This is a genomic window from Pseudovibrio sp. W64 (genome assembly GCF_001623145.1).
Classification (GTDB): domain Bacteria; phylum Pseudomonadota; class Alphaproteobacteria; order Rhizobiales; family Stappiaceae; genus Pseudovibrio.
The window spans coordinates 32,005-49,543 of sequence record NZ_LMCI01000038.1 but is presented as its reverse complement, the minus strand read 5'-3'; the positions used below and the strand labels follow the sequence as shown (position 1 = coordinate 49,543).

Sequence of the window (17,539 nt, the reverse complement as noted above, 5' to 3'; positions counted from 1 at the left end):
GAGGTTTTAGAAGTCCAGATCCGCGTAGGTCTTTGCCGCTGGCATGCCGAGCATCTTGTCCGCCAGAATTGGGCGGAAGCTCGGACGAGATTTCATTCGTGCGTACCAGCTCTTCACGTTTTCGTCCTCGGACCATGGAACTTCACCAAGATAGTCTGCACAGGAAAGAAGACTTGCTGCAGCCAGATCAGCGAATGTGAGCCGATCACCAGCCAGCCACTTTCGTGTCGCAGCAAGGTATCCGATGTAGCGCAAGTGGTTCAGCATATTGACCCGTGCAATCCGAAGAATGCTTGAGTCTGGCTGTCCGCCACCCTGGCTATCCGGCATCTCCTGTTTGTAAATGCGTTCTTGCACGATGTAGCCAATAACCTCACCGAGGAATTTTTGCAAAAACCAAGAGACGAGACGACGCGTTTCTGCACGTGCTTCAGGATGATCCGGCAACAAGCGGCTGTTAGGAATCGCATAGCCGCGAGTTTCGTCCAAGTATTCCATGATAACCATGGGCCCGCACACAGCAGGGCCATCATTTTCCTTCAGAACGGGAAGCGTTCCTGCTGGGTTCATCATGAGGAAGTCGTGACGACGTGCCCAAGGGTACTCCGTCTGACATTCAAACGGAGTTCCATATTCTCCGAGCGCTAAGCGTGCGAAGCGCGATTCAGGAGAGAAAGGATGATGATAGAGCTTGAGCATTGTTCTGATTTATGAGCAAACCTGTAACTAAAAGGTTGCTATAGAAACGTAATTTGTCTCAAAAGAGTCTTGAGACGGTAAACCATACGAAAACACGGGGACAACCTCACCAATGTCATCTGGGGAAAATTCGTGGAGACCATCGTTTAATGACAACTGAAAGTATCGTCGGCGCATTGCTGCTCGGCATCATTGAAGGCCTGACTGAATTCATCCCAGTTTCCTCCACAGGGCATCTGCTGCTGATCGGGCATTTTATCGGGTTTAAAAGTGAAGGTCGCGCCTTTGAGGTGATGATCCAGCTTGGAGCTATTGCAGCTATCCTGACTGTCTACTTCACACGGCTCACAAGAATTGCAGTTGCACTGCCAACAAGTGCAAAAGCTCGGCATTTCACACTGGGCGTACTCCTTGCTTTTTTGCCTGCTGCAGCGATTGGCGCGCTGGCCTACGATTTCATCAAAGCGGTTTTGTTTGAAACTCCCGCTCTGGTCTGCGTGACGCTGATTTTCGGTGGCATCATCATGCTGCTGGTTGATAAAATGCCTTTGCAAGCGCGCTATACCAACGTGGAAGACTACCCACTTTCGCTTTACATCAAGATCGGCTTTGCTCAGTGCATGGCTATGATCCCCGGCGTATCTCGTAGTGGCGCTACGATTGTCGCTTCCTTGCTGATGGGCACGGACAAGCGGTCTGCGGCGGAATTTTCATTCTTCCTTGCAATGCCGACCATGGTTGGTGCGTTTGTTTTTGATTTTCTGAAGAACAAGGACGCCTTGGGGCAGGATGACTGGACCCTGATTATCATCGGGCTCGTCTCTTCCTTCATTGCCGGTTTCTTCGTTGTACGCAGCTTGTTGGATTATGTTTCCAGGCACGGCTTCGCTCTGTTCGGCTGGTGGCGCATCATTGTAGGCGGGCTTGGACTGTTGGGGCTCATCCTCACTCAGAGCTAACCGCAGCTACAAATCACCTTCAAAGCGTCGCAAACATGCGGCGCTTTTTTATTTCAGATCAGAAGCCGGGGTATGTTTGAAGCTGTACCCTTTGTTCAACCATTCCTGAAACCTGTTCTGTGTGTCGGGATCGCTGAGCTCGTAATGAGTAACCAGTCCAGATTTTGGAATATCCTGATCTTTACGCAGCAAGGCCATGTCCAGTGTTTGACAGTTGGTGTGATAAAGCTCGACGGATCCTTTGTCCGTCTTTTGAAGATAGGCGGTATGAGAGATGTGGCCCGTTTTATCATCAACAAAATTGAGAACGCCGGACTCTTCAACTTTGGTGTGGTCGAACTCTTTTTCGACTGTTTCGGGAGATACGCCCATCAACTCAGGATATCCTTCCGGGTAGCCATTTACCTTGTTCTCCCCCATCAGGCTCGATCGCAAAAACTCTGGCAGGTTGCCCTCTATGACACCGACTTTCATTGCCGCGTTGTAGCAAACCTGCGGGCGCCAGCTCTCTTTCTTTTTATCATAGTCAGCAGTAAGGCTACCCTGAAGCTTTTCATCGCCCATACGTTTGCTTTCAGGCTTGCTTGCTTCCGCTGAATCCAGCCAATCCATCTCTTTACGGAGCTTTTGAAGAGCTTTGTTGCCTGACTTCAGTGCCTTGTTGACATCATCAATATTGCGGGCCTGAACGCATGCTTCTGCGTGGGCGAGCTCCTTGTTTACATCCTCACAAGCTGATGTGAATTTGTTAAGCTTTTTAGCATTGGCCTTACTAAAATAAGCACGCTTCACAAACTCGCCCTTACGGTCTGCATGTTCATTGTATTCTTCTCGCAGACCGCCCACTTCATCGGACAGTTCAGAGAGCGTTCTTTCTGCATCATTGATCAGTTCTGAGTGTTCCGAAACGCACTTTTGCAAGAGAGAGACGGAAGAGATAACAGCATTCTCATTCTTGTCATGGATCGCAGCCAGAGCCGCCTTGAGAGCGGATTGAGTCGCTTTATCGCATTTTTTGAAAGATGAATTCAGTGCCTTATAATTTCTCAGAATGTCACTTTTAGCATTTAGTTCAGAAATAGAATGCTCTAGCTGAGAAAAGTCCGCAGGTAAGGCAGCTTCAGCTGATGCTTCTCCTGTCTCTGCACCTTCTGCACCGCCTGCATTGATACGCAGGAGTTTAAACATATCCTCTGTCCATCGATGCTCTTCTGGGGTCAAGTCGGTCAGCGGCATGGTCTCATTCCAGTTTTGAAAGCTCTACTGCTAAGGAAACTACTTAGTATCGAACAATATGCGCTAGTATGATGAAGGCAGGACGGCTTTTAGAACTAGTGGTGAACATATGCTTATGCAGCACCTGTGAGCTTAGGTTAAAATTGAATGAGCCGCTCCATTGAGGTTGCGACTACGCAAATCACAGTCATTTCAGGCACGAAAAAACCCCGCCAGAGGCGGGGCTTTGTGGCTTAAAATCTACAAAATCACTATGACTTAGCAGGTCTTTTTGCATCGTACTGCCCATGTGGGCGGAATTTATCGAGATACGTTGGTAGAATTGCTTCCATGGAATGCGGCTCAATGCCAAGCCCTTCAAAAGTACGCTTTTCTGACTGAGCTTCCTTGCTTACAACGTTATCGCTCTTCAGCAGATTGACCTGATCAACAGTCAACATTGGCTTTGGCAGCATCTGCATGAACTTTGCCTGAATACGGGCGATCAGGAACGGCAACGTAACCAGCATGCGTTTGCGATGAATGACCTGCATCAGCAGCTGCAAGCATTCCTTAAAGGTCGCGACCTGAGGGCCGCCTAGCTCGTAAATTTTGCCAGCTTCAGCCTTGCCCTCGATGGCATTCGCAATAGCGAGTGCAACATCACCCACATAAACAGGCTGGAATTTGGTGTGACCACCGCCGATCAGAGGCAATACCGGGAAGAGCTGCGCCATACTGCCGAAACGGTTGAAAAAATCATCTTCTGGACCGAATACGATGGAAGGACGGAAGATGACGGCATCTGGCATTGCATCCAGAACGGCCTTTTCGCCTGCAGCTTTTGTTCTTGCATAAACAGCTGGGCTATTTTCATCCGCGCCAATTGCAGAAACGTGCACCAGATTATCAATGCCCTGCTCTTTGCAGACCTCAGCCACTGTTGCAGGGCCTTTTGCCTGAACACTGTCAAACTTCTGAGCACCACTCTCATAGAGAATACCCACAAGGTTGATGACTGCGCAGGCGCCTTCAACAGCGCGCTCGACAGATTTTTTGTTACGCACGCTCGCAGCGACAGGCATGATTTGCCCAACAGCCCCCAGCGGCTGCAAATGCTCTGCAAGATCAGGATGACGAACAGCGGCGCGGACGCTGTATCCGCGCTCTGCTAAGATCCTGATAACGTGACGACCAATAAATCCTGACCCGCCAAAAACGGTTATAAGTTTCCCGTTAAGCGCTTGCGCCATTTTCATCCACCTTTGCCAAAGTTTTGCAGGTACGCGTATTAGCGCGCATAACCCTCAAAAAAGCTATAATTCATGGGATGTTAATACGCTCAAGGTTTTGGGATGTGAAGGCACTCTGTGGAGAAATTAAAACTCTTTGCAAATGTGTGATTGACAATCTCAGCCCAGATCACTAGAACCCAGCCTCACAGAGCGGCGCTGCCAAGCAGCAACCCTCTGAAAGAAAAAGATGATATGCCCAGATGGCGGAATTGGTAGACGCGCTAGCTTCAGGTGCTAGTGCCCGCAAGGGCGTGGAGGTTCGAGTCCTCTTCTGGGCACCATCTTTTCTTCACAAAGCTCTCCCTAAAAATTACAGAGTAACTTGACCGTTTGGTGTAGAAGAGACAAAACACGTCTCATGTACCAAATCGCGCTTATTCTTCGAGAGCAACAATGACAATCAGATATCACAAGAACGATCTTCCAGACCTTTCCAACTACGCTTCAGCTGAGGCCGTTGCAGTAGACTCTGAAACTCTAGGTCTGAATCCGCACCGGGATCGGTTGTGCGTTGTGCAGCTTTCTTCTGGCGACGGCACTGCTGACGTGGTGCAGATTGAGCGCGGCCAGCTGGTTGCTCCTAATTTGCAAGCGCTGTTTGAAGATGAAAGCAAGCCAAAGATTTTTCACTTTGCCCGCTTTGATGTTGCCATATTGAAAGAGTATCTGGACATTTCCGTTTCTCCGGTCTGGTGCACAAAAATCGCTTCCAAGCTCGTGCGCACCTACACAGACCGTCACGGACTGAAAGATCTCTGCCGCGAGTTGATTGGTGTTGACCTTTCCAAACAGCAGCAGAGCTCTGATTGGGCAGCTGAAAAGCTGACAGATGCACAGCTGGCCTATGCTGCATCAGATGTTCTGCACCTTCATAAGCTTAAAGAACGCCTTGAATTTATGCTGGAACGTGAAGAGCGTACCGAAATTGCACAGAAGTGCTTCGAATTTCTGCCAACACGCGCGCAGCTTGACCTTGCAGGATGGCCTGAGAACGATATTTTCGCACATTCTTAAGTGAAACTCGAGTTTTCTACCAATATTTGCGGTTTAATGGGCTTCAGCATTTGTAATTTGTTGAAGCCCCCCCATTTAGGCAGCTAGTGTGTACTTACCGCTTCCTTTCGGGTTTTTACCTGAAATTTGCGTATCAACGGAAGCGGCTTGTGCCTGTAAGATACTGGTTACTCACTGTACGAGAGACCGGAAAATGGCAACCGGACAGCGATCCCAGTCTGTATCGCGCCCAGAATGTTCCAGGACTATGAATGACAACAATGGAAAACATGCCCAAAGAGTTTGCGAATGAAGCGCAAACACGGCTTGAAAAAGCGCGCAAATCTGCGCGTCGACATTCCATTCTCGTTCGCATTCTCCGATTTGCTCTTCCTGCTGGCGGATTACTGATCGCCGCTGGTGTGATTGGCATGATCGTTTTCCAAAACATTCTTGCCGGCCTGAGCATTGGAGATATCAGCCTGACAACCGAAGGACTGGTCATGTCCAACCCGCATCTGTCGGGAAATGATGGTGATCGTTCATACAACGTTCAGGCGGATCGGGCTATTCAGCGTATCACAAACCCGCAAGTGATTGATTTGGAGAATATTGTGGCCGAAATCACAATAGCTCCCGGGGAAACTGTTAGTATCACCTCTCGAAACGGGACGTTTGATACAGAGATGGAAACCCTGAATCTCACCAATGGGATTACGGTCGCGTACAGTAAAGGCTATTCCGCAGAATTTGAGTATCTCGATATCGATATGAAGACAGGTACAATCCAGACCAACGATACAGTTGATGTCATGTCTGATGGTGGCTATATCGATGCTGGATCTATGGAATTTGATCAGAAAAACAATGTTTTGAATTTTCGCCGGGGCGTCAAGATGAAGCTTCTGCCCTGGGCACTGGAGAACGGTCAATGATTAACCGGATGAGAATATTCTCTCTATCTTGTCTTATGGCATTCGGGCTGGCTGGAATGGCCCACGCACAAACGTTCTCCGATTCATTTGCCGGATTTGGTTCTAACAATAAAGAACCTATTGAGATTGAAGCGACTAACCTTCAGGTTCGTGACAAAGACAAAAGCGCTATCTTCAGTGGAAATGTTGTTGTTACCCAAGGTGAAACCAAGCTGGAAACCCAGCGCTTGATTGTATTTTATGCTGGCTCCATGGCCAATGGCACAGCGGATGGTCAGGCCGTTCAGCAGTCCATTTCCCGTCTTGAAGCAAAAGGTAAGGTTCTGATTTCCTCCAAGGATCAGGTCGCAACCGGTGACGATGCCAGCTTTGATATGGACAAACAAGTTGTTGTGATGACCGGTAAGCGCGTTGTTCTCAGTCAGGGACCTAACGTAATTGTTGGCAAGCGCCTTGTGATCAACCTGGAGACAGGCAAAGCAAATCTGGATTCCAGCGAAACTGGCGGCAACACCGGTCGTGTGCGGATGCTTTTGCAGCCGAACAGCCTTGAAAATAAGAACTAAAGCAAAATAGGCCACGCTCTTGAGTGCACACCCAATTGATCCTCAGATCCCAACGCACCAGCCAGAAGGCATCAAGTACGCCGACCCATCAGAGGCGGTGCTTGAAGTTGATGGCATAGGCAAGAGTTACGGACGTCGTCAGGTTGTCAAACATGTCAGCTTGAATGTGCGGCGTGGCGAAGCTGTGGGACTGCTGGGTCCAAACGGAGCTGGTAAGACAACCTGCTTTTATATGATCACCGGTCTTATTCGTCCGGATCATGGTTCAATTCGCCTCGACAACTTCGACATGACACAGTTGCCAATGTATCGCCGTGCGCGTCTGGGAGTTGGTTATCTGCCTCAGGAAGCCTCGATTTTCCGTGGTCTCTCTGTTGAAGACAACATTCGTGCTGTTCTGGAAGTGGTTGAGCCGAACAAGAAGCGCCGTGAAGAAGATCTCGACTCGCTTCTAACCGAATTTGGTGTCACGCACCTGCGTAAATCGCCAAGTATCGCACTCAGTGGTGGTGAGCGCCGCCGCGTTGAGATTGCACGCGCTTTGGCAACTCGCCCGTCCTTTATGCTGCTTGATGAGCCGTTTGCGGGTATTGACCCGATCGCGGTGGGTGACATTCAGCAGCTCGTACGTCATTTGACCCAACGCGGTATTGGCGTGCTGATTACAGACCACAACGTTCGTGAAACGCTTGGGCTGATTGACCGCGCTTATATTATCGCGGCAGGTGAAGTTCTGACAGAAGGCAAGCCACATCAGATCGTTGCAGATCCGGATGTAAGGCGTTTGTATCTCGGGGAACAGTTCACTCTTTGATTTCCAACCTATGCCGAATTGCGTAGAAGAGTGTTGCAGGCTAGCTTGCAGCACTTGGAGGACGAAATAACTCTATGGCAATCGGTCCAAAATTAGAATTCAGACAAAGCCAACAGCTTGTCATGACGCCGCAACTGATGCAGGCGATCAAGCTGTTGCAGCTGTCGAATGTGGACCTGATTGCACACGTTAATAGTGAGTTGGAAAGTAATCCCTTTCTGGAACGAGATGACAGCCCGGATGGCGCTGGTCCCGCTGGAGAGACCTCCAATTCAGAAAGTACTCCAGAAGCTGACAATAGCCCTGCAGAGATGCAGGAGGGGGATTGGCTCAATAACGAGCTGGAAACAACTCCGGAAGCAATCTCAAGCAATCTGGATTCTGAACTCTCTAACGTCTTCCCTGATGATAATGGCGAGCACCAGGCCCTTGATCCGGTTCAGCAGAAGGCGGATAACTGGCAGGCACCGAGCCACAGCACTTCCTCAGGAGCCTCTGACTACAATCTTGAAGCGTTTGTCGCCGCAGAAATCTCCCTGAGTGAGCATCTTCAAGAACAGCTCGGTTTTGTGCTCACGAACCCTGCCGATGTTCTGGTCGCTCATCAACTCGTCGATTGCATTGATGAAAATGGCTATCTGCGCATTGATGGTGCTGAGATGTCTGAGCGCCTCGGGGTTTCAGAGCGAGATCTGGAGCGGGTTATTCTTGTTTTGCAGGCGCTTGATCCGGTTGGTGTGTTTGCACGTGATTTGTCTGAGTGCCTAAAACTGCAACTCAAAGAAAAAGACCGCTACGACCCTGCCATGCAGGCGCTGGTCGAGAACATTGAGTTGCTGGCTTTGCATGACCTCGTAAAGCTCAAACGTATTTGCAAAGTGGATGATGAAGACCTCAAGGACATGATCCTTGAGATCAAGGAGCTCAATCCGAAGCCTGGCGCTGCATTCAATACGGAAATTACCCAGCCGATTGTGCCAGATGCATTTGTTCGGCCTGCTTCAGATGGAGGCTGGACCGTTGAGCTCAACACAGAGAGCCTGCCTAAGGTTCTGGTGAGCCAGAGTTACTACTCCGAGATCTCTCAGGGCTCCAGAAACGATAAGGAACTGGCATACTTCACCGATAGCCTGCAGACCGCAAACTGGCTGGTCAAAAGCCTTGATCAGCGGGCGCGGACAATTCTGAAGGTGTCCTCTGAGATTGTTCGTCAACAGGACGGTTTTCTTACTTATGGTGTACAGCATCTTCGACCGATGAATCTGCGCGTTGTGGCAGACGCCATTGGCATGCATGAATCCACCGTCAGCCGCGTCACATCCAACAAATACATTGCTACGCCGCGTGGCATTTTCGAGCTGAAATACTTTTTTTCTGCCGCAATTGCCTCTTCTGAGGGCGGTGAATCGCACTCAGCGGAATCAGTACGCTATCGAGTTAAGCAACTTATTGACGCCGAAGATCCGAAGAAGATTCTTTCAGATGACGCTCTTGTGAAAATTTTGAAAGACGACGGTGTGGATATAGCGCGACGAACTGTAGCTAAGTATCGGGAAGCATTAAAGATTCCGAGCTCAGTTCAGCGTCGGAGAGAAAAGAAAAGCCTGACCTAACCCACTGATATTTCTCATGGTTTCAATGAGACATAATAGGGTCCCGATCAGTTAATAACCTCTATAGGATGTTTCTCTGTTCTCATAGATTTTTCTAAGAACTCGAAAACAGTAGCACTTTAAACTTAGCTGGTCCAAACTACATGTGTTGAAGGGTTCTTTGCTCTTTGGCTGAAGAACCTGTCAGCGAATAAGTCGACACAACATAAGAGGTTCCCATGACAATTAGAATTTCGGGGAGGAACGTGGACATTGGTGACGCAACCAGGACACACGTTGAAGACCGGATTTCCGATGCACTGGATAAATATTTCCCAGGAGCATACACGGGTCATGTGACAATCGCTCGCGAAGGCTCAGGCTTCCGATCCGACTGCACAGTCCACCTCAGCACGGGAGTTGTGCTTCAGGTTTCGGGTGACAGTCAGGATCCGCGACAAAGTTTCGACAAAGCAGCCGAACGCATTGAGAAAAGGCTAAGGCGCTACAACAGAAAGTTAAACGACCACCACACAAATGGCCTCCCTGCAGAGTGGGAAACATACGGCGCAACATCGTATGTTCTTGCTGATCCTGAGCAGGAAGAAGAGGTACCCGCCGACTACAGCCCACTTGTGGTTGCAGAAACTGAAGCGAAAGTGAAAACACTGACTGTCGGAATGGCAGTTATGGAGCTAGATTTAAGTGAAGCTCCCGTTGTAGTGTTCCGCAACGCTGGTAATGGTGAGGTAAATGTCGTATTCCGTCGTCACGATGGAAACGTTGGCTGGATTGATCCAAATCTCGCTAACGGGGCTGCTCCTAACTGATAATCATGGTCATCACGACCCTGTACAAAGCCGGTTTTCACCGGCTTTGTATTTTGCATGGACACGGATCAAGGAATGGATCTGAACGAACTTCTTCGTCCTGAGGCTGTCATTGCCAACCTCAAGGCAAACAGCAAGAAACAAGCCCTGCAGGAACTTGCAGAACGGGCCTCTGAGATTTGCGGAGAAACTGAGCGCGATATCTTTGATACGCTGCTGCAACGCGAACGTCTCGGCTCTACAGGTGTCGGAAACGGCATTGCAATTCCGCATGGAAAAATCGTGGACCTTGACGGGTTACACGGCCTGTTTGCGCGACTGGACAAACCGATCGAGTTCGACAGCTTGGATGACCAGCCTGTTGATTTGATCTTTGTTTTGCTTGCGCCAGAAGGCGCTGGAGCGGACCACTTGAAAGCTCTGGCACGTGTTGCACGACTTTTGAGGGATTCTGATGTTGCAAGCAAGCTGCGCGCAACAACAGATGCTGCTGCAATTTATTCTATTCTGACCCACCCACAGGCTTCGCCTAACGCAGCCTGAGGCACGTCAGCTCAAAAACAAAAAAGCCTGGATCGGACGTATTCCAATCCAGGCTTTTTCTTTGCCTAATCCACTGGGTTTGAAGAGTTTTTCTACGCTTTGAAACGCTGCCCTTCGCTATTACTCCCTCTGAGAGCTCCCAGTAGTTGGTTTAGTGGACGCTCAAAGCTTCCAGATCATTCTCAATTGCGTTTGCAATTGCTGCGTTACGTGTATCAGTCAGAACCAGTGGTGTTCCGTCAGCAGCCAAAAGAGCCCAAGCAGGAAGGTCTGCATCCTGCAGCTCTGCATCAGGGAACATCTTCTTCAGATCATTTGGAGAAACGCGCCTAACATAGGCGACTTCACCAGCTCCGAGTTCTTCAAAATTTTCGTACGGGTCGTCGGCCAGCACAGAAGGGGCGCGTGTCATCGCCTTCTCCTTGAGAGTTACTAGAGCAGGCTGCGCATGTTTTCGCTTCAAGCTCTAAGTCTTTATTGTCGCGCGCATCTTTGCCCAAAAATCGGTTTTCCGCTTTCCGGAGATACGCTTCAATATTCAGATCAGCGCGAAGAAAGGATTGCTCCTTTAATTCAGTCCCCCGCCGAGATTTCAATCCGGCGAACGATACGCTCTGGCTCAGGACGAGCAAGATCAATAGACAACAGACCATCTCGCAGGTCTGCCCCTAAAATCTCAATGCCTTCGGCCAACACAAATGCGCGTTGGAACTGTCGTGCAGCTATACCCCTGTGTAGGTATTGGCGAGTTTTGTCTTCTTGTTGGCGACCACGGATTACCAATTGGCTTTCCTCAACAGAAACATCCAGTTGGTCACGTGTGAAGCCAGCAACCGCAAGCGTGATGCGGATGACTTCACCTTTCTCTTCAGTGGCAACGAGGCGTTCAATATTGTAGGGCGGGTAGCCATCATTGGCTGCTTTGCTCACCCTGTCCAATACGCGCTCAATATCATCGAACCCCAACATAAATGGGCTCGAAAACGCAGATACTCGCGTCATAATCCAAGTCCTTCTTCAAGCGACCCAGCTCCAGACCCTCATTAGGCATCCGGTGTGAGAGCATCTCGCCCTCGGTCTTTCCTCTGGAATATGGCGGTTAGCGGCGAAGGTTTCAAGTTAACTTAATGATACTCAATTAATTCTCCCGGATCGCAACGGCATTCTCAGGCCCCACGACAAGCTTGGGTGGTAAACTTGCAGAACTTTAAACAGTGCGACCTTGAGCCTTTGGTCTGTTTGGTCCTTCGGTTCGCTTCCTCTGTTGCATGCCGGGAATGACAGGTTTACGTCCTCCTTAAGAAATCGTAGCGTCTGCTTTTGGAGAAAGTTGCTTCAAGGGGAGTGATAGGAATGGATATTGCTGAGGTAGATAACTCACGTGCCACTTTGATGGTGAAGGCTTATCCGTTTGCGTTGATCGCTATCAGCCTTCTCATCAACCTGTTCGTCTTCGGCATTAAACCGCTCGTCATCACTCTTCCCTCTCCAGAAGCAATCGAAGCCTTGATCATCGCTGCGGTCCTGCTTCTTGGCAATCATACCTGGCTGATGACTGTCACTGAGCTCACGCGCGCTAAGTATGATCTGGCGACAACACCAGAAGAGTGGGAGCAGAAAGGCGGGCGTCCGTCTTCAATTGCTCAAGATGCTCGTGACGCGCTGGAACGTCGTCACAATGCTCATCGCAACACCACCGAGAACATGGTCTACTTTCTGCTGTTGGCAACTGTTGTGGCTATCGTTTCGCCTGTCACTCTTATGGTGCAGGTTTGGATAGTTGGATTTGCCGTTGCCCGGCTTGGCTACACTTACAGCTATCTGTCAGCCCAAACCGGCCTACGAGGCTTGTTTATGAGCCTGAGCTTGCTCAGCCTTTATGGGATGGCCAGTTATCTCGTAATGGCGATGTTTGTTTGATCCTCACCGTCCAAACAGAAAAGCCGGGGCAATGCCCCGACTTCTGCTTTTCACAGATCACCGTGAGCGAAATCGGTGGTCTATGATTTTCGATGTCTCACAGCCTCACCAGCTCGCGAGTTCATCAAACTTTTCAATCTGATCCGGCTTGATCTGACCTTCCTCATCACGGCCAAGGAAGATTTTCAGATAACAGTTCCCATCTGCATTCAGGAAATTGATGGACACCGCCAGCTTGGAGAAGAATGGGCGCTTCAAGAACATGATAGAGTGGCACGCATCTGCCTTGATATGGCCGGAGAAGCCGCCTTCTGTCTGCTTAAGATTATAGAACCCGCGCGCATAGCTGCCTTCCGGGAACGGACCTTTCACTTCAAAGATCATGTCTCCAGTGTTTGCAATGCTTGTGACATTGCCCCAAGCAGGGATCGCCTTGATCACTTCGTCAAAACGTTCGCCTGAATGTTCACGCCACATTTCTTCTGGCAGGCAGCGGATTGTGTCAGCCATTGAGAGGCCGTGCTCCTTGGCAATGCTCTCCAAAATGCCTGCGGGGTTTTCTGCAAGTTTCTCTTTCAACTCTGTGATTTGTGCGTTCATGCTGCCTCTTCCTGATAGTTTTTTGTTTCTGACTGCAAGCTTGCGGAGTGCAACTTAAAGGCAGCCTTGAGATAGGTGAGAAGGGTTTGATGCCAGAAGCGCCCTGCAGTGGTGAGGGAGATAATCTCCTCACCCGCGATCAGGCCAGAGCGCTGCCAGTTACTCAACAATGAGTCTATGGATTTGCGAAAACCACGGGCGCTGACTTCTGTGCGCTCCAGATGCCCGAGGTCGAGGCGCATCTCTTCTATTCCAGCAGCCAGGAAATTGAGGGGAGAAGACATTGGGTCGGTCCTGTGCAAACGCGACAATGGCTTCTCCCCCTCCTCCAGACACCGCATGTAGTCCACGATTCCTCCATGGATGCCGTAGGAATATCCGTTGATGTTGCCGCCTGCCCCGGAACCGAAGGCTAGGCAGTCCGCACCGGACTTGATCAATGTGTTGTAAAGATTGCGCTCGCGGGTCTGTCGGCCCCAATGACTGGAAGAGATCTGTTTCCAACCTTGGCGGTGCATGTACTCTAAACCCTCGCCGTACATGGCTCCCTGCTGCGGTAAGGTCGCTGCAGGATCACAAGCCCCCTTCTCAATCGCTTTTGAAAGGGGACTGCCGGGAAAGACTGCGAGTGTGTATAGATCGACACCATCCAAGCCCAGATCCACAACAGTTCTTAAATCATCACGCCAGATTTCTGCGGTTTGATAGGGCAGACCTAATATCAGGTCACAGACGATTGCAGCACGGTTACGGTCTCTCAGGCCTTCAAAAAAGCGGATTGCTTCTGATCCGCTCGCCTTACGACCCTGCCGCTTGCGGACTTTGGTGTTGAAGGATTGAACTCCAGTTGAAAAGCGGTTGGCACCTGCATCCAGACAGGCATCAATCTTGTCATCATCAAAGTGAAAGATGCGTCCCTCAACTGTGATCTCACAATCGGCTGAGAGAGGATAAAGTTCTCGGATACGACGTATCACTCTTGCAAGGTCATTGGCATGCAAAGCTGTCGGAGTGCCGCCGCCAAAATAAACGGCGTTGATTGGTGAGCTTTGAGAAGCGGTGGAAGATGCCTCCAGCTCAAGTTCTTTGATTAATGCATCAGCATATGGGGCTGAGTGTTCTTCATGCCATTTGTTGCGGTAGAACCCGCAGAACAAGCAATGGTTGGCGCAAAATGGGACATGCAAATACATGACGGCCATGCCTGACCGTTTGGGCTTTTGAATTTCCTGCCAAACAAGCTGGTGCTCCTCTTCCGATACAGCCTCACCAGCAGAGCCGAGCATATGGGCACCACGGCGCTCAAATGCATAGCGGAGAGGATCGTCTGTTTCCTGAGCGAAGAATTTTTCCAGCGCAGCTTTCATCGGTCAACCTAGCTTTGTTAATTTGGTTGGCTCGCAATGCGCTGGCTAAATATGAGTATTTACATCAAGTTTTGTTTTTGAGAAGAGAAGTTCGCTCATGTGCGATAAAATGGCACAGGTTTTCGACTGCATCTATGTGTACCACACAAAAAAGGCCCAGCAGATGCCGGGCCTTTTGAAAGTTCTATCTGAGCAGCGTTTAAGCTGTTTCGAGTGCGCCTTCCAGCTCGATACGTTTGCCGGATTTGGTGTCAAACGTGTGCAGCTTTTCTGGCTTTGCTGTCACTTTCAGGATCTGGCCTGGCTCGAAGTGCAGCTTACCAGGAGCACGAACAACAACATCAACGCTGCCTTCACCAATGGTGCCGTGAACGTAGCTCTCAGCGCCCACAGGCTCAACAACATGCACGGTCAGTGCAGTGTGCAGTCCGGAGTCGAACTTCTCGCTCAGCTCTTCAATGACCAAATCTTCCGGACGAACGCCGAGGATCAGGTCAGACAGATCTGTGTTCAGTTTCACGTCAACGGTTGCGCCATTGTCGAGTTTCCACTCATTGCCGCTCTTTGCCAGAGGCAGCAGGTTCATCGCAGGAGAGCCGATGAAGGTCGCAACGAATGTAGACGCTGGCTTTTCGTAGACATCAATCGGAGACCCGATCTGCTCTACAACACCGCCGCTGAGAACAACGAGGCGATCTGCCAGTGTCATTGCTTCAAGCTGATCGTGGGTCACGTACAGGCTTGTGGTGCCTAGTTCTTTCTGAAGCTTCTTGATCTCCATGCGCATCTGCACACGCAGCTTTGCATCAAGGTTAGACAGAGGCTCATCGAACAGGAACGCGGCAGGTTCGCGAACAATCGCGCGACCCATTGCAACACGCTGGCGCTGACCACCGGAAAGTTGACGTGGCCGACGATCAAGGAAATCTCCGATTTCCAGAATTTCAGCCGCTTTGCGAACGCGCTTTTCGATCTCATCCTTAGGGATGCTGCGGTTTTTCAGGCCATACGCGAGGTTGCCGTAAACGGTCATGTGCGGATAGAGCGCGTAGTTCTGGAACACCATTGCGATGTCACGATCAGCGGGCTCTACATTGTTGACCAGGCGGTCCCCGATAAACAGCTCACCATCCGTGATGGTTTCCAGACCTGCCACCATGCGCAGCAGAGTGGACTTACCGCAACCGGAAGGGCCGACGAGAACAATGAACTCACCATCCTTAATGTCGATGGAGATGCCTTTTACCGCTTCTACGTTGCCTGCGTAGATTTTGCGAAGGGTATTAAGTTGAATGCCTGCCATTTTTATTTCTCGCTTTCCACGAGCCCTTTAACAAACCAAGACTGGAAGATCACCACGATGAGAACAGGTGGAAGCATTGCAAGTACTGCAAGTGCCATTGCCTGGTTCGTATCCGGGATCTGCGCACCAATCCACACCTGAAGAATCTGCTTCATACCACGCACCAGCGTGAATAGGCTTTCATCTGTGGTGATAAGTGTTGGCCAGAGGTATTGGTTCCAACCAAACACGAACATGATGATGAAGATTGCAGCAATCATGGTCTTGGAGAGTGGAACAAGAATGTCGATGAAGAACTTCAACGGTCCCGCACCATCGATACGCGCTGCTTCAACCAGCTCATCCGGAACGGATTTAAAGAACTGGCGGAAGTAGAAAGTGCCTGTTGCAGACGCAATCAATGGGATGATCAGGCCTGAATAGGTGTTCGCCATACCGAGGCCCTGCACAATCTCGTAGGAAGGCAGAATGCGCACTTCCAGAGGCAGCAGGAGGGTGGAGAAAATGATCCAGAAGAAGAACGTTCCAAGCGGGAAGCGGAAGTACACAATCGCATATGCCGCAAGCATGGAAATGATGATTTTACCGATGGCAAAGCCAAGGCCAAGCACCAATGAGTTCCAGAGCATGGTCAGACCAGTCACAGACTTGGTAAAACCACCGGCTTCGGTCAATACCTGCTTGTAGGTATCAACAAAATGACCGCCTGGAGAGAGCTGAAGACCCTCTTTATAAATGGACACAGCATCATGACTGGACGTCATGAGTGCGTAGACAACAGGCACCAGCATAAAGAGAGCGCCGAGAACGAGGATTACGTGATCCCAAAACTGTGAGCGTTTCATCGATTCCTCCTTAACTGTAGTGCACGCGGCGTTCAATCATACGGAACTGGAACACCGTAAGAGCGAACACGAGAACCATAAGAATCACAGATTGTGCTGAGGACCCACCAAGGTCGTTTCCGCGGAAGCCATCAAGGAACACCTTATAAACGAGCGTTACAGGGTTGTTGCCTGGCTCACCCTTAAGCACCAGATCGATAATACCGAATGTATCAAAGAGCGCGTAAGTGATGTTGATGATCAGCAGGAAGAAGCTGGTTGGAGCCAGCAGTGGGAAGGTCACGGTCCAGAAGCGACGTGAAGAAGACCTACAATCAACGGCAGCTGCTTCCTGAACGGATTTTGGAACACTCTGGAGACCAGAGAGGAAGAAGATGAAGTTGATCGGAATTTGCTTCCAAACCGCAATCACGGTCATAGCAAATGCAGTATCAAAATAGTTCACACCGATCTGCATGTTCCAGCCAAGGGCGTGGGCAAGATCGTTGAGTGGACCAATGTGCTGGTCAAACAGCATCACACCTACAAGGCCTGCGACGGGAGGGGCGATCGCATAAACCCACATGAGCAAAGTGCGGTATGTGGAGGCGCCTTTGATAACGTTGTCTGCTTTTACTGCCAGCAAAAGAGCAATGCTGAGAGAAAAGAATGTCACCGCAGCTGAGAAGATCAGCGTGAACCATGCTGTTCTGCTGTACTCGCTCGCGGAAACAACGTCTTTAAAGTTATCTAGGCCAACAAAGGTGGAGCCGAAGCCAAACGGGTCTTCAAGATAGAAAGACGCCCTGATTGCTTCTGCGGCTGGCCACAGAAAGAAGACGCCAACAATGGCCAACTGCGGAAGCAGCAGCATGTATGGCATCAATGGATGTGAGAATTGAACTCGTTTCATGGACTGGCCTGGTCGCTGTTTTCGTTGTGGTGGCCGGTTGCTTAGCAAGCCTGACCGCTTGTTCAGAAAAGCTCACTGCGCTCTTTGACGCATGGGAACATTCTATTTCCAAAACAACCTGAGACCGAAGACACTCAAAAGCGTCTCCGGTCTTAGCGAAAGTCTCAATGC

19 protein-coding genes and 1 tRNA gene are annotated in these 17,539 nt (G+C 50.1%); 10 read left to right on the top strand and 10 right to left on the bottom strand.

Annotated features, from left to right (window positions below; genetic code table 11):
* Positions 1-6 precede the first annotated feature (6 nt).
* Entirely contained in the window at positions 7-699 is a 693-nt protein-coding gene (locus PsW64_RS16750) for a glutathione S-transferase family protein (protein ID WP_057462740.1), read from the bottom strand.
* A 149-nt stretch (positions 700-848) separates the two neighbouring features.
* Here PsW64_RS16750 and PsW64_RS16745 point away from each other — a divergent pair, with 149 nt between their 5' ends.
* Entirely contained in the window at positions 849-1,658 is an 810-nt protein-coding gene (locus tag PsW64_RS16745) for an undecaprenyl-diphosphate phosphatase (RefSeq protein WP_057462739.1), read from the top strand.
* Positions 1,659-1,706: 48 nt separating this feature from the next.
* Here the strand turns inward: PsW64_RS16745 and PsW64_RS16740 are convergent, their stop codons facing one another.
* Together PsW64_RS16740 and PsW64_RS16735 are read right to left on the bottom strand one after the other, a co-directional pair.
* Positions 1,707-2,894 carry a hypothetical protein gene (locus PsW64_RS16740; RefSeq protein WP_063304311.1) on the bottom strand — a complete coding sequence of 396 codons (1,188 nt, stop codon included), beginning with the start codon at positions 2,892-2,894 and terminating at the stop codon, positions 1,707-1,709.
* A 251-nt stretch (positions 2,895-3,145) separates the two neighbouring features.
* Positions 3,146-4,132 (bottom strand): complex I NDUFA9 subunit family protein, encoded by a 987-nt coding sequence (locus PsW64_RS16735; RefSeq protein ID WP_082830549.1) that lies wholly within the window; start codon positions 4,130-4,132, stop codon positions 3,146-3,148.
* 230 nt (positions 4,133-4,362) lie between these two features.
* Between PsW64_RS16735 and PsW64_RS16730 the strand changes: the two genes are divergently transcribed.
* The 8 genes from PsW64_RS16730 (at position 4,363) to ptsN (ending at position 10,441) form a co-directional block, all read left to right on the top strand.
* Positions 4,363-4,449 (top strand) — tRNA-Leu (locus PsW64_RS16730).
* 112 nt (positions 4,450-4,561) lie between these two features.
* A complete protein-coding gene (locus tag PsW64_RS16725; RefSeq protein WP_063304310.1) occupies positions 4,562-5,182 on the top strand; it encodes a ribonuclease D in 621 nt (206 codons plus the stop codon).
* 251 nt (positions 5,183-5,433) lie between these two features.
* The gene (lptC, locus tag PsW64_RS16720; RefSeq protein ID WP_208980846.1) at positions 5,434-6,096 is read left to right on the top strand and encodes an LPS export ABC transporter periplasmic protein LptC; all 663 of its coding nucleotides are present in this window, start codon (positions 5,434-5,436) and stop codon (positions 6,094-6,096) included.
* Between the two features lie 56 nt (positions 6,097-6,152).
* Positions 6,153-6,662 carry a lipopolysaccharide transport periplasmic protein LptA gene (gene lptA, locus PsW64_RS16715; RefSeq protein WP_208860021.1) on the top strand — a complete coding sequence of 170 codons (510 nt, stop codon included), beginning with the start codon at positions 6,153-6,155 and terminating at the stop codon, positions 6,660-6,662.
* Positions 6,663-6,732: 70 nt separating this feature from the next.
* The gene (lptB, locus tag PsW64_RS16710) at positions 6,733-7,476 is read left to right on the top strand and encodes an LPS export ABC transporter ATP-binding protein (protein WP_244271713.1); all 744 of its coding nucleotides are present in this window, start codon (positions 6,733-6,735) and stop codon (positions 7,474-7,476) included.
* Positions 7,477-7,550: 74 nt separating this feature from the next.
* The gene (gene rpoN / locus PsW64_RS16705) at positions 7,551-9,089 is read left to right on the top strand and encodes an RNA polymerase factor sigma-54 (protein ID WP_063304309.1); all 1,539 of its coding nucleotides are present in this window, start codon (positions 7,551-7,553) and stop codon (positions 9,087-9,089) included.
* A 218-nt stretch (positions 9,090-9,307) separates the two neighbouring features.
* On the top strand, positions 9,308-9,898 hold the full coding sequence (gene hpf, locus PsW64_RS16700; RefSeq protein ID WP_082596743.1) for a ribosome hibernation-promoting factor, HPF/YfiA family: 591 nt from the start codon (positions 9,308-9,310) through the stop codon (positions 9,896-9,898).
* A 75-nt stretch (positions 9,899-9,973) separates the two neighbouring features.
* Positions 9,974-10,441: a PTS IIA-like nitrogen regulatory protein PtsN gene (ptsN, locus tag PsW64_RS16695; protein WP_057462732.1), complete on the top strand. Its 468-nt coding sequence runs from the start codon at positions 9,974-9,976 to the stop codon at positions 10,439-10,441.
* A gap of 151 nt (positions 10,442-10,592) precedes the next feature.
* On the opposite strand, the gene PsW64_RS16690 is transcribed toward ptsN, so the two are convergent.
* Positions 10,593-10,853, bottom strand: coding sequence for a BQ00720 family protein (locus PsW64_RS16690; protein WP_008548441.1), 261 nt, complete (start codon positions 10,851-10,853; stop codon positions 10,593-10,595).
* A gap of 161 nt (positions 10,854-11,014) precedes the next feature.
* Complete coding sequence (locus tag PsW64_RS16685; protein WP_057462731.1) at positions 11,015-11,443, bottom strand: Hsp20 family protein; 429 nt, start codon at positions 11,441-11,443, stop codon at positions 11,015-11,017.
* Between the two features lie 351 nt (positions 11,444-11,794).
* Here PsW64_RS16685 and PsW64_RS16680 point away from each other — a divergent pair, with 351 nt between their 5' ends.
* The gene (locus tag PsW64_RS16680; protein ID WP_063304308.1) at positions 11,795-12,361 is read left to right on the top strand and encodes an MAPEG family protein; all 567 of its coding nucleotides are present in this window, start codon (positions 11,795-11,797) and stop codon (positions 12,359-12,361) included.
* A 105-nt stretch (positions 12,362-12,466) separates the two neighbouring features.
* Here PsW64_RS16680 and hutX read toward each other — a convergent pair whose 3' ends face one another.
* The 5 genes from hutX to PsW64_RS16655 form a co-directional block, all read right to left on the bottom strand.
* A complete protein-coding gene (gene hutX, locus PsW64_RS16675; protein ID WP_063286518.1) occupies positions 12,467-12,961 on the bottom strand; it encodes a heme utilization cystosolic carrier protein HutX in 495 nt (164 codons plus the stop codon).
* Complete coding sequence (gene hutW / locus PsW64_RS16670; RefSeq protein ID WP_063304307.1) at positions 12,958-14,328, bottom strand: heme anaerobic degradation radical SAM methyltransferase ChuW/HutW; 1,371 nt, start codon at positions 14,326-14,328, stop codon at positions 12,958-12,960. The genes hutX and hutW overlap by 4 nt, the downstream gene beginning before the upstream one ends.
* Before the next feature lie 199 nt (positions 14,329-14,527).
* Positions 14,528-15,631 carry a sn-glycerol-3-phosphate import ATP-binding protein UgpC gene (locus tag PsW64_RS16665; RefSeq protein WP_057462727.1) on the bottom strand — a complete coding sequence of 368 codons (1,104 nt, stop codon included), beginning with the start codon at positions 15,629-15,631 and terminating at the stop codon, positions 14,528-14,530.
* 2 nt (positions 15,632-15,633) lie between these two features.
* The gene (gene ugpE / locus PsW64_RS16660; RefSeq protein WP_063304306.1) at positions 15,634-16,476 is read right to left on the bottom strand and encodes a sn-glycerol-3-phosphate ABC transporter permease UgpE; all 843 of its coding nucleotides are present in this window, start codon (positions 16,474-16,476) and stop codon (positions 15,634-15,636) included.
* Between the two features lie 10 nt (positions 16,477-16,486).
* Positions 16,487-17,368, bottom strand: coding sequence for an ABC transporter permease subunit (locus PsW64_RS16655; protein WP_063304305.1), 882 nt, complete (start codon positions 17,366-17,368; stop codon positions 16,487-16,489).
* Positions 17,369-17,539 lie beyond the last annotated feature (171 nt).

Coding starts and splice junctions, on each gene's coding strand:
- PsW64_RS16750 (WP_057462740.1), bottom strand. CDS start 699: ATGCTCAAGCTCTATCATCATCCTTTCTCTCCTGAATCGCGCTTCGCA.
- PsW64_RS16745 (WP_057462739.1), top strand. CDS start 849: ATGACAACTGAAAGTATCGTCGGCGCATTGCTGCTCGGCATCATTGAA.
- PsW64_RS16740 (WP_063304311.1), bottom strand. CDS start 2,894: ATGCCGCTGACCGACTTGACCCCAGAAGAGCATCGATGGACAGAGGAT.
- PsW64_RS16735 (WP_082830549.1), bottom strand. CDS start 4,132: ATGAAAATGGCGCAAGCGCTTAACGGGAAACTTATAACCGTTTTTGGC.
- PsW64_RS16725 (WP_063304310.1), top strand. CDS start 4,562: ATGACAATCAGATATCACAAGAACGATCTTCCAGACCTTTCCAACTAC.
- lptC (WP_208980846.1), top strand. CDS start 5,434: ATGACAACAATGGAAAACATGCCCAAAGAGTTTGCGAATGAAGCGCAA.
- lptA (WP_208860021.1), top strand. CDS start 6,153: ATGGCCCACGCACAAACGTTCTCCGATTCATTTGCCGGATTTGGTTCT.
- rpoN (WP_063304309.1), top strand. CDS start 7,551: ATGGCAATCGGTCCAAAATTAGAATTCAGACAAAGCCAACAGCTTGTC.
- hpf (WP_082596743.1), top strand. CDS start 9,308: ATGACAATTAGAATTTCGGGGAGGAACGTGGACATTGGTGACGCAACC.
- ptsN (WP_057462732.1), top strand. CDS start 9,974: ATGGATCTGAACGAACTTCTTCGTCCTGAGGCTGTCATTGCCAACCTC.
- PsW64_RS16690 (WP_008548441.1), bottom strand. CDS start 10,853: ATGACACGCGCCCCTTCTGTGCTGGCCGACGACCCGTACGAAAATTTT.
- PsW64_RS16685 (WP_057462731.1), bottom strand. CDS start 11,443: ATGACGCGAGTATCTGCGTTTTCGAGCCCATTTATGTTGGGGTTCGAT.
- PsW64_RS16680 (WP_063304308.1), top strand. CDS start 11,795: ATGGATATTGCTGAGGTAGATAACTCACGTGCCACTTTGATGGTGAAG.
- hutX (WP_063286518.1), bottom strand. CDS start 12,961: ATGAACGCACAAATCACAGAGTTGAAAGAGAAACTTGCAGAAAACCCC.
- hutW (WP_063304307.1), bottom strand. CDS start 14,328: ATGAAAGCTGCGCTGGAAAAATTCTTCGCTCAGGAAACAGACGATCCT.
- PsW64_RS16665 (WP_057462727.1), bottom strand. CDS start 15,631: ATGGCAGGCATTCAACTTAATACCCTTCGCAAAATCTACGCAGGCAAC.
- ugpE (WP_063304306.1), bottom strand. CDS start 16,476: ATGAAACGCTCACAGTTTTGGGATCACGTAATCCTCGTTCTCGGCGCT.
- PsW64_RS16655 (WP_063304305.1), bottom strand. CDS start 17,368: ATGAAACGAGTTCAATTCTCACATCCATTGATGCCATACATGCTGCTG.